At 58.8% G+C, this 13568-nt stretch carries 11 protein-coding genes; 7 read left to right on the plus strand and 4 right to left on the minus strand.

Annotated elements, in window-relative coordinates; genetic code table 11:
* The 3 genes from nagZ to D8B20_RS06995 all read left to right on the plus strand — a co-directional run bounded on the left by nagZ (position 1) and on the right by D8B20_RS06995 (position 3637).
* Positions 1–1044, plus strand: a complete 1044-nt coding sequence (gene nagZ, locus D8B20_RS06985) for a beta-N-acetylhexosaminidase (RefSeq protein WP_145888190.1) — start codon at positions 1–3, stop codon at positions 1042–1044.
* A gap of 449 nt (positions 1045–1493) precedes the next feature.
* A complete protein-coding gene (locus D8B20_RS06990) occupies positions 1494–2798 on the plus strand; it encodes an NAD(P)/FAD-dependent oxidoreductase (RefSeq protein ID WP_145888191.1) in 1305 nt (434 codons plus the stop codon).
* A gap of 296 nt (positions 2799–3094) precedes the next feature.
* Positions 3095–3637: a glycine zipper 2TM domain-containing protein gene (locus D8B20_RS06995; protein ID WP_145888192.1), complete on the plus strand. Its 543-nt coding sequence runs from the start codon at positions 3095–3097 to the stop codon at positions 3635–3637.
* 193 nt (positions 3638–3830) lie between these two features.
* Here the strand turns inward: D8B20_RS06995 and D8B20_RS07000 are convergent, their stop codons facing one another.
* The 4 genes from D8B20_RS07000 to D8B20_RS07015 all read right to left on the minus strand — a co-directional run bounded on the left by D8B20_RS07000 (position 3831) and on the right by D8B20_RS07015 (position 9167).
* Complete coding sequence (locus tag D8B20_RS07000) at positions 3831–4259, minus strand: hypothetical protein (RefSeq protein WP_145888193.1); 429 nt, start codon at positions 4257–4259, stop codon at positions 3831–3833.
* Positions 4256–4957 (minus strand): hypothetical protein, encoded by a 702-nt coding sequence (locus D8B20_RS07005; RefSeq protein ID WP_145888194.1) that lies wholly within the window; start codon positions 4955–4957, stop codon positions 4256–4258. Before D8B20_RS07005 ends, D8B20_RS07000 begins: the two co-directional genes overlap by 4 nt.
* A gap of 100 nt (positions 4958–5057) precedes the next feature.
* Positions 5058–8501, minus strand: a complete 3444-nt coding sequence (gene mfd, locus D8B20_RS07010) for a transcription-repair coupling factor (protein ID WP_145890462.1) — start codon at positions 8499–8501, stop codon at positions 5058–5060.
* 453 nt (positions 8502–8954) lie between these two features.
* A complete protein-coding gene (locus D8B20_RS07015) occupies positions 8955–9167 on the minus strand; it encodes a hypothetical protein (RefSeq protein WP_145888195.1) in 213 nt (70 codons plus the stop codon).
* A gap of 242 nt (positions 9168–9409) precedes the next feature.
* On the opposite strand from D8B20_RS07015, the gene lolC reads away from it, so the two are divergent.
* The 4 genes from lolC to cobB all read left to right on the plus strand — a co-directional run bounded on the left by lolC (position 9410) and on the right by cobB (position 13530).
* The gene (gene lolC / locus D8B20_RS07020; protein WP_145888196.1) at positions 9410–10609 is read left to right on the plus strand and encodes a lipoprotein-releasing ABC transporter permease subunit LolC; all 1200 of its coding nucleotides are present in this window, start codon (positions 9410–9412) and stop codon (positions 10607–10609) included.
* On the plus strand, positions 10602–11303 hold the full coding sequence (gene lolD / locus D8B20_RS07025) for a lipoprotein-releasing ABC transporter ATP-binding protein LolD (protein ID WP_145888197.1): 702 nt from the start codon (positions 10602–10604) through the stop codon (positions 11301–11303). The genes lolC and lolD overlap by 8 nt, the downstream gene beginning before the upstream one ends.
* Positions 11303–12547 carry a lipoprotein-releasing ABC transporter permease subunit LolE gene (gene lolE / locus D8B20_RS07030; RefSeq protein ID WP_145888198.1) on the plus strand — a complete coding sequence of 415 codons (1245 nt, stop codon included), beginning with the start codon at positions 11303–11305 and terminating at the stop codon, positions 12545–12547. The genes lolD and lolE overlap by 1 nt, the downstream gene beginning before the upstream one ends.
* 149 nt (positions 12548–12696) lie before the next feature.
* A complete protein-coding gene (gene cobB, locus D8B20_RS07035) occupies positions 12697–13530 on the plus strand; it encodes a Sir2 family NAD+-dependent deacetylase (protein ID WP_145888199.1) in 834 nt (277 codons plus the stop codon).
* Positions 13531–13568 lie beyond the last annotated feature (38 nt).

Raw genomic sequence — 13568 nt, forward strand, 5'->3', positions numbered from 1 at the left:
ATGACGATGAACACCCCCGGACCGCTCATGCTGGACGTGGAAGGCTACACGCTGGACGCTGAAGAGCGTGAAATTCTGCAACATCCGCTGACCGGCGGTCTGATCCTGTTTGCCCGTAACTTCCATGATGTCGAACAGCTGGCGGAACTGGTGCGCCAGATCCGCGCCGCATCGCGTCATCGGCTGGTGGTGGCGGTCGATCAGGAGGGCGGCCGCGTGCAGCGCTTCCGCGAAGGCTTCACGCAGCTGCCCGCTATGCAGTCTTTTGCAGCGTTAAACGATCTGCACACGGCAGGCGAACTGGCGCAGCAGGCGGGCTGGCAGATGGCTGCGGAGATGCTGGCGCTGGATATCGATATTAGCTTTGCGCCGGTGCTGGACGTTGGCCATATCAGCGCCGCCATCGGCGACCGTGCTTTCCACGCCGATCCGGCTATCGCGCTGCAAATGGCGCGCCGCTTCATCAAGGGTATGCACGAAGCGGGCATGAAAACCACCGGCAAGCACTTTCCGGGACACGGTGCGGTCAGCGCCGATTCGCATAAAGAGACGCCGCGCGATCCGCGTGACATGGCGACGCTGCGTCAGCACGATATGTCGGTGTTTAAGCAGCTGATTGATGAACAGCTGCTTGATGCCGTTATGCCTGCGCATGTCATCTATACCGCGGTGGATCCGCATCCTGCCAGCGGCTCGCCATACTGGCTGCAAACCGTGTTACGCCAGACGCTGGGCTTTGAGGGCGTGATCTTCTCTGACGATCTCTCCATGGAGGGCGCGGCGGTGATGGGCAGCTATGCTGAACGCGCGCAGCAGTCGCTTAACGCCGGCTGCGATATGGTGCTGGTGTGCAATCAGCGTGCCGGTGCGATCAGCGTGCTGGATAATCTGTCGCCGGTGCCGGCGCCGCGTGTTACCCGGTTATATCATCAGGGACAGATTGATCGTCAGCGCCTGCTGGCCAGCGATCGCTGGCGGCAGAATCACCGTCAGCTGGGCGATCTGCAAACCCGCTGGCTGGCGCATAAAGCGTTCGCCGGCTGACGACCCGCGGCCCGGAGGCGCCACCACGCCACAGCGCCGATGCGCTGTGTGCGGTGTCAGCCATCCGGGCTCCCCTTCAGACCCGCTGCCAGCTGCTTTGCCTGCCGATGCAGTTGTCAGGCATGACCGCGCCCGCAGGCGCTGGCGGCATGGCGTTGCGGTTTCGTCCGTTTCCTAATGAAAACCTTTTACATTTTCCCGCCAGCGGCGCGAAGGAAATGTCAAAACCGCAGTCTTCACGCCGTTGTAGCGTGATGCAGTGCACAAAATGTGTAACATTCTGATAATGCTGCTGAAAGATTGATGTACATCAATTTTCTTATGAACTGATTATCACGGCGTGATACTCTGCCCTCAGCTCGCGATTTAACGTCGCCAACCCTATGTTAATTAAGGTTTTTACTTAACCTTTGATTAACTTCTGGTTTACAACTTTGAGGGGGTCTTCATTGACTACAACTATGGAAAAAATCGTCATTGTCGGTGGCGGAGCCGGTGGCTTAGAGCTGGCAACCCAGCTCGGCCATAAGCTGGGTCGCGGCAAAAAGGCGGAGATCGTTCTGGTGGACCGCAACCACAGCCATCTGTGGAAACCGCTGCTGCATGAAGTGGCAACCGGCTCCATGGATGAGGGCATTGACGCGCTCAGCTATCTGGCGCATGCGCGTAACCACGGCTTTCAGTTTCAGCTGGGGTCGCTGACGCAGATCCATCGCGACAGAAAAACCATTGCGCTGGCGGAGATCCGCGATGCGCAGGGCGAACTGCTGGTTCCGGAGCGCGAACTGGCCTATGACCGTCTGGTCATTGCGTTGGGCAGTACCTCCAATGACTTTGGTACGCCGGGCGTGAAAGAGCACTGCATTTTCCTGGATAATCCGCATCAGGCGCGCCGCTTCCATAATGAGATGCTGAACCTGTTCCTGCGCTTCTCGGCCAGCGAAGGGCAGCTGCAGAAGGTGAATATTGCCATTGTCGGCGGCGGGGCAACCGGCGTTGAGCTTTCGGCTGAGCTGTATAATGCCGTGAAGCAGCTGCACAGTTATGGCTATAAAGGCCTCGACAGCAATGCCCTGAACGTTACGCTGGTGGAAGCGGGCGAGCGCATTCTGCCTGCGCTGCCGCCGCGTATCTCTGCTGCCGCGCATCAGGAGCTGAGCAAGCTGGGCGTACGCGTGCTGACGCAGACCATGGTCACCAGCGCGGCGGAAAATGGCCTCAATACCAAAAATGGCGAATTTATCGAAGCCGATCTGATGGTATGGGCCGCAGGCATCAAAGCGCCGGACTTCATGAAAGCGATCGGCGGGCTGGAAACCAACCGCATTAACCAGCTGGTGGTGAAAGAGACGCTGCAAACCACGCTGGATGACGATATCTATGCCATCGGCGACTGCGCCTCCTGCGCACTGCCGGGCGGCGGCTTTGTGCCACCGCGGGCACAGTCCGCGCACCAGATGGCTTCACGCGTGCTGGAAAACCTGCTGGCGCAGCGCAAAGGCAAACCGCTAAAAGCCTATGTCTATAAAGATCATGGCTCGCTGGTGTCGCTGTCGCGCTTCAGTACCGTTGGCAGCCTGATGGGGAACCTGATGCGCGGCTCGATGATGGTAGAGGGACGCATCGCGCGTTTTGTCTACATCTCTCTGTATCGTATGCATCAGATTGCGCTCCACGGATATTTCAAGACTGGCCTGATGATGCTGGTCGGCAGCCTGAACCGCGTTCTGCGTCCGCGGCTTAAGCTGCACTGATTATCAGGCGGGCGGCACCGGCCGCCCGCGCTGATTCTGCCTGCGCTAACCTGTTGATTTGGGTTAACTCACACCCGAATGACATCCCGATGGCAGCCGGTCTCAGAACTCTCCTAAAAGCTGGCCCTGTGGCCGTTCCGCTGCGTTTCCTCCATTAATCTGATGTTGCATTTCCGGACCATCTGTAAAACTTATTCCAACGAACACGGCGCGGCGCGCACGCCGGTTATGCCTCGGTTATCCGGCAACGGATAGCGGCAGGAATGCGCGGTAACAACATTCAGGAGGACGTTCCTGTGAATAAATCAATGTTAGCGGGTATCGGAATTGGTGTAGCAGCAGCGCTGGGCGTCGCCGCCGTCGCCAGCATGGATGTGTTTGATCGTGGCCCGCAGTACGCACAGGTTCTCTCGGCAACACCCATTAAAGAGAGCATTAAACAACCCCGGCAGGAGTGCCGTAATGTCACCATTACGCATCGCCGTCCGGTGCAGGACGAAAACCGCATCGCCGGTTCCGTACTGGGTGCCGTTGCCGGTGGCGTACTGGGTCACCAGTTTGGTGGCGGTCGCGGTCGCGATGTGGCTACCGTTGCCGGTGCCCTGGCGGGCGGTTATGGCGGCAACCAGGTGCAGGGTGCACTGCAGGATCGTGACACCTACACCACCAGCGAACAGCGCTGTAAAACCGTGTACGACAAACAGGAAAAGATGCTGGGTTATGACGTGACCTATAAAATAGGCGACCAGCAGGGCAAAATCCGTATGGAAAATGACCCTGGCACCCGCATCCCGCTGGACCGTAACGGCCAGCTGATCCTGAATTCAAATCAGGCCTGATTGGGCAAAGCTCACCACAGCAGCAGTAACCTAATAAAAAAAGCGCCGCAGGGCGCTTTTTTTTATGGTGCTGGTATCGCGGACAGGAAAAGCGCAATTCGGTTGCCTTTTCCTGCTTACGTGCTTTATTAAAGCAATAGATGTTTATGGCACAGGCTGTCTTGACTCAACTGACTATTTACAGAGGAGCAGGTCAGGCTCTTTTATCTACCAGCGTAATGAGCAGGCTACGCGGTTTTTCCCTGACTTCCACGGTAACCCTGATATCAGGATCCTGACCTGCCCAGCAGTCACCTGCAAAACTGCATGCTTCACTTTTTTTATACCCATTTCGCTCTATATAAGTCTTTATCGGGGCATTGTCGGTTACGCCAGTAAACCTTAGCTGGAAAATCCTTGCGGGATTGGGGCCTGATACATTGCTGTAATGAAAGCGGTAACTCTCCGTAATACGGGGCATCTTTTTCAGTAAATCAGGCGTGTAAAATTCGTACTGCTGCGTATCCTGCTCGGTGTAATCAGCACCGTCCGCTAACTCCATGCGGAGAAAATGCAATCCCCAAGCCAGACCCAACGCACAGGTGATCAGAATGCTTAGCGTAATCCTCAATGATGTTTTCATTTGTTTATCACACGTTTGCCGAGATGGATAAACCCGCGATCGGGATCGATGATGCTGACGTCTTCCGATGACCAGCGATGATAGGGTGTTACGCTGCGCATAAAGAGGGGGAGTTGACCAAAGCAGGGTCTGCTATGGGGAAATGCAAGAGGATCAGGAAAAAGCAGCGGTTTAAATGTTTGGTTTTTCCAGGAGCCAATACTTCCATAATGGTCCCAGCGTCTCAACGCTGCAGCTTCGCTTACGGGTTTCAGATGGCTGAAAATATTGCTCATGCACGCCACAACCCGATAAAAGCCCAGCAGATCTGATACCAGATCTTCACCGCTGAATCCGCTATCGGTGGCCCAGCTAAAAGGGAAAGAAGCCTGCAGGCCTTCAAACCGGTGCGCCAGCGTCATCATCATAGCTAATGCAACACTTTGCTTTTGGTGATATGACAGCCCTTTTTTGAGCCGCCACGTGATGGATTTACCCACCGTCATATGCCTTTTAAGGCCAGTCATGGATTGTTTATAGGTCACATCATAGTAAAGCCCGCTCTGCGCTTCACCTTGCAGCATTTGCGCCCATAACTGTCTGATATCAGTACCTTGCGCATGCCCGAGATCTATCCAGCCCAATACCTCTGTGTAGACCAGACCGTAAGCGTTTCTTTCTGCCTTGCTGCCGTCAATAATATCTGCACGCCTGCTCATCCATAGCCTCTTCCGTGGTGATGTCCTGCGGTGACATCATTGTCATATCACAGGACGAGGCAGGCGTTTGATTTTATCCCCCCATTTGCGGGAGCGATCGCTAAACCTGATGCTTCGCCAGTTCGGCAACGAAGTTCTGTACCCACTCCATGCGCGTTTTGCGCTCGGTCAGATCGCGGGTAAATTTCAGTCGCGTCGGGCCATCCAGTTTCCACTGTTGCGGGTCCTGCTGCAGCAGGGTGATCAGCCAGCCGGGATCCACCTGGTTTTGTGGCGCAAACTCAAAGAATCCGCCTTTCTCACTGGCCTCGATTTTGCGCAGCCCCAGCTGGCGCGCCACCAGGCGCAGGCCGGCAATATCCAGCAGATTGCGGGCGGCGTCCGGCAGTTTACCGAAGCGATCGATCATCTCGACTTTCAGCTCCGCCAGCTCCTGCTCATCGGCGGCACTCGCCACGCGCTTGTAGAGCGACAGGCGGGTGCTGACATCCGGAATAAAATCATCCGGCAGCAGGGCAGGCATGCGCAGCTCAATTTCGGTCTGATTGCTGGTGAGATCCTCCAGCGAGGGTTCGCGTCCGGCTTTCAGCGCATCCACCGCGTTTTCCAGCAGTTCCATATACAGGGTAAAACCAATGGTTTCCATCTGGCCACTCTGCTCTTCACCCAGCAGCTCACCGGCACCGCGAATCTCCAGATCGTGCGTGGCCAGCGCAAAGCCCGCTCCCAGATCTTCCAGTGAGGCGATAGCTTCCAGCCGTTTCTGCGCATCGGTGGTCATGGCCTTCGGATGCGGCGTCAGCAGCCAGGCGTAAGCCTGATGATGCGAACGCCCGACGCGGCCGCGCAGCTGGTGCAGCTGGGCCAGGCCAAAGTGGTCGGCACGCTCAATAATGATGGTGTTGGCGCTGGGCACATCGATACCGGTTTCGATGATGGTGGTGCACACCAGCACATTAAAGCGCTGATGGTGGAAATCATTCATCACCCGCTCCAGATCGCGTTCGCGCATCTGGCCGTGACCAATGGCGATACGCGCCTCCGGCACCAGATCCGCCAGCCGCTGAGCCGCCTTCTCAATGTTCTCCACGTCGTTATAGAGGTAATAAACCTGACCGCCGCGCAGCACCTCACGCAGTATCGCCTCGCGCACCACCAGGCTGTCATATTCCCGCACAAAGGTTTTCACCGCGAGACGTCGCGCCGGCGGCGTAGCGATAATCGACAGATCGCGCATGCCGCTCATGGCCATATTCAGGGTGCGCGGGATGGGGGTGGCGGTGAGCGTCAGGATATCGACGTCAGCCCGCATCGCTTTGATGCGCTCTTTATGACGCACGCCGAAGCGGTGTTCTTCATCGACAATCAGCAGGCCGAGATCGCGCCACTTCAGATCGCTCATCAGCAGCTTATGGGTACCAATCAGGATATCAATTTTACCTTCGCTGGCCTGCTGCAGCACCTGCGCCTGCTCTTTGGCGCTGCGGAAGCGCGACAGCATCTCAATGCGCACCGGCCAGTTGGCGAAGCGGTCGCGGAAATTATCGAAATGCTGCTGCGCCAGCAAGGTGGTTGGCACCAGCACCGCCACCTGCTTGCCGTTTTCGACCGCCAGGAATGCGGCGCGCATCGCGACTTCCGTTTTGCCAAAGCCCACGTCGCCGCACACCAGACGATCCATCGCCAGCGGGCGGCACATATCACTCAGCACGGCGTTAATCGCCTGGCCCTGATCCGGTGTGGTTTCAAACGGAAAACCTTCACAGAACAGCTGATACTGTTCGCGGTCATGCTTAAAGGCAAAACCGGTTTTCGCCGCGCGCTGCGCATAGATATCCAGCAGTTCAGCGGCCACATCGCGCACTTTTTCGGCGGCTTTTTGCCGCGCGCGCGACCAGGCGTCGCTGCCCAGCTTGTGCAGGGGCGCATTTTCATCTGCTCCCCCGGCGTAACGGCTGATCAGATGCAGCGAGGAGACCGGCACGTACAGTTTGGCATCGCCGGCATAGGAGAGCATCAGGTATTCCGCCACAATGCCGCCAGCTTCCAGCGTGGTCAGGCCGATATAGCGGCCGACGCCATGCTCCAGATGCACCACCGGCTGGCCCGGATGCAGCTCAGCCAGGTTGCGAATCAGCACGTCCGGATTGATGGTGCGACGATTGTCCTGACGGCGGCGACTGACGCGCTCGCCCAGCAGATCGCCTTCGCAAATCAATGCCCGCTGGCGTTGCGTATCGATAAAGCCGCGCTCGCTGGCACCGATCATCAGGCTGCAGCGCGCCCCGCTGGCCTCATCAAACCGCTCAATGGGCTGCGGACGCAGTTTAATCCGCGCCAGCAGCTCCTGCAGACTCTCACGCCGGCCTTCACTCTCAACGGAAAAAATCACCTCGCCGTCGAAGGTTTCCAGAAACTGCCGCAGCAGATCGAGCGGCGCTTTGGCCTGCGCCTGCACGGTCAGTTCCGGCAGTGGCTGATAGCCCAGATTGGTATTGGCGGCTTTTTCCGGCAGCGTGTCGCGGCTGAGCTGCATCCGCGGCCAGGCTTTCAGTTCGCTCAGCAGCGCATCGGGACGCAGCCAGAGGGTGGCCGGTTCCAGCAGCGGACGCATCGGGTCGATGCGGCGGTTTTCATAACGCGCATGGGCATCCTGCCAGAAGCGTTCGGCGCTGGCGGCGAGGTCGCCGCTGTTCAGCACCAGCGTTGACGCCGGCAGATAGCTGAACAGCGTGGGCAGTTCCTGTTCGAAGAACAGCGGCTGCCAGTATTCAATCCCGGCAGGCAGGGTGCCTTTACTGACCTGCTGATAAACGTGTTCCGGCTCGCGGCGCACGTCGAAGGTTTCACGCCAGCGGCTGCGAAACAGTTCAATCGCGGCTTTATCGGTCGGGAATTCATGCGCCGGCAGCAGGTTGATGGCGCTGACTTCTTCCAGCGTGCGCTGGCTGTCCACATCAAACAGGCGCAGCGTATCAATTTCATCGTCAAAAAAGTCAATGCGGTAGGGCTGATCGCTGCCCATCGGAAACAGGTCAAGCAGGGCGCCGCGCGTCGCGTATTCCCCGTGCTCCATGACCTGATCAACATGCCGGTAACCGGCCTGCTCCAGCTGGTCACGCAGCGCATCACGGGACAACTTCTGCCCCTGCTGCATGACCAGCGCGTGACCGTGCAGAAAACTGTGCGGGCAGACACGCTGCATCAGGGTATTCACCGGCATGATCAGCATGCCGCGCGTCAGGGTCGGCAGCTGGTACAGGGTAGAGAGGCGGGCAGAGATGATGTCCTGATGCGGGGAGAAGCTGTCGTACGGCAGGGTTTCCCAGTCGGCAAGATGCATGACCGGCAGGTCGGTAAACTGGCGCATCTCCTCCTGAAGCCGCAGGGCAGATTGCATATCCGGTGTAATCATCAACACCGGGCCGGGATGGCGTTCGGTGATGCTGGCGCACTCAACTGCGTGTGCGGCGCCGACCAGCTGGCCGAGCTGACGATGGTCACCCGCTTTGGCAGGCAGGGTATAGCGATGCTGTTCCGACATAAGGTCCGACATTCTCTCCTTAAATTCCAGGGCGCCATCATTCCATAAACCGCCGTGAGGATCATCTGTCGTGGCGCGATTTAGCCCGATAAGCCACGCCGGCGCACCGGCCTGCCTGTCGCGGTGCGCTGCCGGTCTGGCAGCAGGGCCGGGCGCCGCGGCGTAAGGAATGACAGCCTTGAGCAAGCGCCGTGCATGGGCGCACGGCAGGCGGTAATGGATGGTGCCGTAAGTGCGATAGCCTTAAGGATAGACGATAGGCTGCGCGGAGAAAAAAACGGGAAAAGGTTTCGCCGTACGTAAACCCGCAGCGACGGCTGCGCGGATAAAAAAGCGCACGCGGCGGACCGGCGAGAGGGGCCGCCCGGCGCGGACAGGGCGGAACCTGCCCGGATGAAAAGCGATGGGTTATCCCGCGTGCCGGACGCCGTGATGGCCACCCGCGCGGGCGTGTTATTTTGAAGATTGCTGTGTGTAGTGCATGCGAGGACGATCGACATTGGCCCAGGCCAGCTCCCGTTCAAGATGGTAGCTGTGATTGCCATCGTCCCACTTCACGTAATAACCGGTTGGCGCGTCTCCCTGCTCAAAGACATTAACAATCTCGCCTTTGATGTCACCTGATTTATGTTTAACGATACTGCCTCTGGGAAATCTGCTGCTCATGGTAAGAACCTCCGTACTGCGCTTACTGAACCGGTACTGCATGATCAAAGTCTATCGCAGCTGCTGACGAATAATCGTACTAATAGCGTCACGATATTGTCGTAATTTTATGCATTGCCGCCGGCGCGGACGCATTTTGACGCAACTTTGCCCTACACTCAGAGGGTTAGAGGTTTCATAAAGCAGACGGCTCCTTTATCATCCCACTACTTAATTTGCAGGCAACGGCCCAGACGGATCTCATGTATCAACCAGTCGCGTTATTCATCGGTTTGCGCTACATGCGTGGACGTGCTTCAGACCGCTTCGGTCGCTTTGTCTCCTGGCTTTCCACTATCGGCATTACGCTCGGCGTGCTGGCGCTGGTCACGGTGCTGTCCGTGATGAACGGCTTTGAGCGCGAACTGGAAGGCAACATTCTTGGCCTGATGCCGCAAGCGCTGCTCACCAGCGATAAAGGCAGCATCAATCCGCAGCAGCTGCCGGCAGAGAGCCTGCATCTGCAGGGCGTCACCCGCGTTGCGCCGCTCACCACCGCAGATGTGGTGCTGCAAAGCGCACGCAACGTTTCCGTGGGCGTGATGCTGGGCATCAACCCGGATGAAGCGGATCCGCTGACGCCCTATCTGGTCAACACCGCGCAAAACGTGCTGCAGCCTGGCCAGTACAACGTGATTCTCGGCGAACAGCTGGCGTCACAGCTGGGGGTAAAACGCGGCGATCAGCTGCGTCTGATGGTGCCTTCGGTCAGCCAGTTTACGCCGGTCGGGCGCGTACCCAGCCAGCGTATTTTCACCGTCGCCGGCACCTATGCCGCCAACAGCGAAGTGGACGGCTATCAGATTCTGGTTAACCAGCAGGATGCCTCACGCGTGATGCGCTATCCGGCGGGCAATATCACCGGCTGGCGACTGTGGCTCGATAAGCCGCTCAGCGTGGACACGCTCAGCCAGCAGACGCTGCCGGCCGGCCTGACATGGAAAGACTGGCGCGAACGCAAAGGCGATCTGTTCCAGGCGGTACGCATGGAAAAAAATATGATGGGGCTGCTGCTCAGCCTGATCATCGCTGTGGCGGCGTTTAATATCATAACCTCACTTGGCCTGCTGATTATGGAGAAGCAGGCGGAAGTGGCGATTCTGCAGACCCAGGGCCTGACGCGCCGGCAAATTGTTGCGGTGTTTATGGTGCAGGGGGCCAGCGCCGGCGTGATCGGCGCACTGCTCGGTACGCTGCTCGGCGTGCTGCTTGCCAGCCAGCTGAATACGCTGATGCCGGTGATTGGCCTGTTCCTTGATGGCGCAGCGCTGCCGGTAGCGATCAATCCGTGGCAGGTGGTGACAATCGCGCTGGTCTCGATGGCCGTCGCGCTGCTCTCAACCCTTTATCCGTCATGGCGCGCTGCCGCCGTTCAACCCGCTGAGGCTTTACGTTATGAGTAATACCCCTTTGTTGCAGTGTCGTGACCTGTGCAAACGCTATCAGGAAGGCAGCGTGCAGACCGATGTGCTGCGCAATGTGGCTTTTAGCCTGCAGCCGGGCGAGCTGACGGCGATTGTCGGCAGCTCCGGCTCCGGCAAAAGTACCTTACTGCATCTGCTGGGTGGTCTGGATGCACCGACCTCCGGCGACGTCGTGTTTGATGGCAAATCGCTGAATGCCATGTCGTCTGCCGCCAAAGCCGAACTGCGCAACCGTGAGCTGGGCTTTATTTATCAGTTCCATCATCTGCTGCCCGATTTCAGCGCGCTGGAAAACGTGGCGATGCCGCTGCTGATTGGCAAAACCGGCAAAGCGGAAGCGGCTGACCGCGCACGCCAGATGCTGGCGGCGGTCGGTCTGGAGAAACGTGCCGCGCACCGTCCTTCAGAGCTCTCCGGCGGCGAGCGGCAGCGCGTGGCGATTGCCCGCGCGCTGGTCAACCGTCCGCGGCTGGTGATGGCCGATGAGCCCACCGGCAACCTGGATGCACGCAACGCCGATGCCATCTTTGAACTGCTGGGCGAGCTCAACGTGCAGCAGGGCACCGCATTCCTCGTGGTCACGCACGATTTGCAGCTGGCGAAGCGTCTGAGCCGTCAGATGGAGATGCGCGACGGCCAGCTGAGCGATCGCCTGACGCTGGGAGCGATCTGATGGCTTCTTCACTCTCTCTGCTGCTGGGGCTGCGCTTCAGCCGCGGACGGCGGCGTGGCGGTATGGTCTCGCTGATTTCGATTATCTCAACCATCGGTATCGCGCTGGGCGTGGCGGTGCTGATCATCGGGCTGAGCGCGATGAACGGCTTTGAGCGTGAACTCAACAACCGCATTCTGGCGGTGGTGCCGCATGGCGAAATCGAGCCGGTGAATCAGCCTTTCCGCAACTGGCAGCCGCTGATTGCGCCGATTGAGCAGGTGCCGGGCATTGCCGCTGCGGCACCCTATGTTAACTTCACCGGTCTGATTGAAAGTGGTGCGCGGCTGCAGGCGCTGCAGGTAAAAGGCGTCGATCCGCAGCAGGAGCCGCGCCTCAGCGCGCTGCCGCACTTTGTTGCGGGCGATGCGTGGTCGCAGTTTGCCGCCGGTAAGCAGCAGATCATTCTGGGGGGCGGCATTGCCAAATCCCTGAACGTGAAGCAGGGCGACTGGATCACCATCATGATCCCCAACAACGACGGCGCGAACAAACTGCTGCAGCCGAAGCGGATTCGCCTGCAGGTCAGCGGCATTCTGCAGCTGAGCGGAATGCTGGATCATAGCCTGGCGCTGGTGCCGCTGGCAGATGCGCAGCGTTATCTGGAGTTGGGCGAGAGCGTCAGCGGCATCGCCCTGAAGATGACCGATCCCTTCAAAGCCCAGAAACTGGTGCGTGATGCCGGTGAGGTGACGCATGCGTATGTCTATATTAAAAGCTGGATTGGCACCTTCGGCTACATGTACCGCGATATCCAGATGATTCGCGCCATTATGTATCTGGCGATGGTGCTGGTGATTGGCGTGGCCTGCTTCAACATTGTTTCTACGCTGGTGATGGCGGTAAAAGATAAGAGCAGCGACATAGCGGTGCTGCGCACGCTGGGCGCCAAAGATGGCCTGATACGCGCTATTTTCATCTGGTATGGTTTGCTGGCTGGCCTACTGGGCAGCGTCAGCGGGGTGGTGACAGGCGTGCTGGTGGCGCTTAACCTCACGCCGCTGATGCGCGGCATTGAACACCTGACCGGGCATTCGCTGCTGGCGGGTGATATCTACTTTATCGATTTTCTGCCGTCGGAGCTGCACTGGCTGGATGTGGCGATCGTGCTGGCCACCGCGATTGTGCTCAGCCTGCTCGCCAGCTGGTATCCGGCGCGGCGCGCCAGCCGCATTGACCCGGCCCGCGTGCTCAGCGGCCAGTAATGATAATGTCGCAGCCGCTTTCGCGGCTGCGCACATTTTCAGCGTCTGCCGCATGCAGCTGACATACGCAGCCGCTATTATCGGGACACGCGATTGCCCGACCTGACACCCGAAACACGGCGTTTAACGCCGCCGATTAAGGAGCCTTTATGCGCATACAGCGCCGCCGCTTACGACTCGCCCGCGATAAGAAAAACCGCCGCAAAGTGCATCAGCGCTTTCGCCAGCGCATCTTCGAGCGCGACCGCAACGCGGAACTCGCTGCGCATCCGCTGCCGCGCGTGGTGGTGCTGACCGGCGCCGGCATCTCTGCAGAGTCCGGTATCCGGACCTTCCGCGCCGCTGACGGCCTGTGGGAAGAGCACCGGGTGGAAGATGTGGCGACGCCGGAAGGCTTTCGCCGCGATCCGGCGCTGGTGCAGGCATTCTACAATGCGCGACGTCGTCAGCTGCAGCAGCCGGAAATCCAGCCTAATGCCGCACATAAAGCGCTGGCCGAGCTGGAGCAGGTATTGGGCGATAACTTCCTGCTGGTGACGCAGAACATTGATAATCTGCACGAACGGGCCGGCAGCGCGCGCGTGCTGCATATGCACGGTGAACTGCTGAAAGTGCGCTGCGAAACCAGCGGGCAGGTGGTGACCTGGACAGAAGATGTCAGTGCCGACGATCGCTGTACCTGCTGTCAGTTCCCGTCGCGTCTGCGGCCGCACGTGGTGTGGTTTGGCGAAATGCCGCTGGGCATGGAAGAGATTTACCGCGCGATCGAACAGGCCGATCTGTTTATTGCCATCGGCACCTCCGGGCACGTCTATCCGGCGGCGGGCTTTGTTCATGAGGCAAAGCTGCACGGCGCGCACACCGTCGAGCTGAATCTGGAGCCGAGCCAGGTGGGGAATGAATTTGCCGAAGGGCAGTATGGTTTAGCCAGCGCGGTGGTGCCGGTGTTTGTGCACAGCCTCCTGCGCGGCCTGTATAAATAGGGCGCAATTTACCGCGCCCTGCGCCGCAGACCGTGCCT

This window comes from Candidatus Pantoea soli (assembly GCF_007833795.1).
GTDB lineage: Bacteria > Pseudomonadota > Gammaproteobacteria > Enterobacterales > Enterobacteriaceae > Pantoea > Pantoea soli.

Coding starts and splice junctions, on each gene's coding strand:
- lolC (WP_145888196.1), top strand. CDS start 9,410: ATGTATCAACCAGTCGCGTTATTCATCGGTTTGCGCTACATGCGTGGA.
- mfd (WP_145890462.1), bottom strand. CDS start 8,501: ATGTCGGAACAGCATCGCTATACCCTGCCTGCCAAAGCGGGTGACCAT.
- lolE (WP_145888198.1), top strand. CDS start 11,303: ATGGCTTCTTCACTCTCTCTGCTGCTGGGGCTGCGCTTCAGCCGCGGA.
- cobB (WP_145888199.1), top strand. CDS start 12,697: ATGCGCATACAGCGCCGCCGCTTACGACTCGCCCGCGATAAGAAAAAC.
- nagZ (WP_145888190.1), top strand. CDS start 1: ATGACGATGAACACCCCCGGACCGCTCATGCTGGACGTGGAAGGCTAC.
- D8B20_RS07015 (WP_145888195.1), bottom strand. CDS start 9,167: ATGAGCAGCAGATTTCCCAGAGGCAGTATCGTTAAACATAAATCAGGT.
- D8B20_RS07005 (WP_145888194.1), bottom strand. CDS start 4,957: ATGAGCAGGCGTGCAGATATTATTGACGGCAGCAAGGCAGAAAGAAAC.
- lolD (WP_145888197.1), top strand. CDS start 10,602: ATGAGTAATACCCCTTTGTTGCAGTGTCGTGACCTGTGCAAACGCTAT.
- D8B20_RS07000 (WP_145888193.1), bottom strand. CDS start 4,259: ATGAAAACATCATTGAGGATTACGCTAAGCATTCTGATCACCTGTGCG.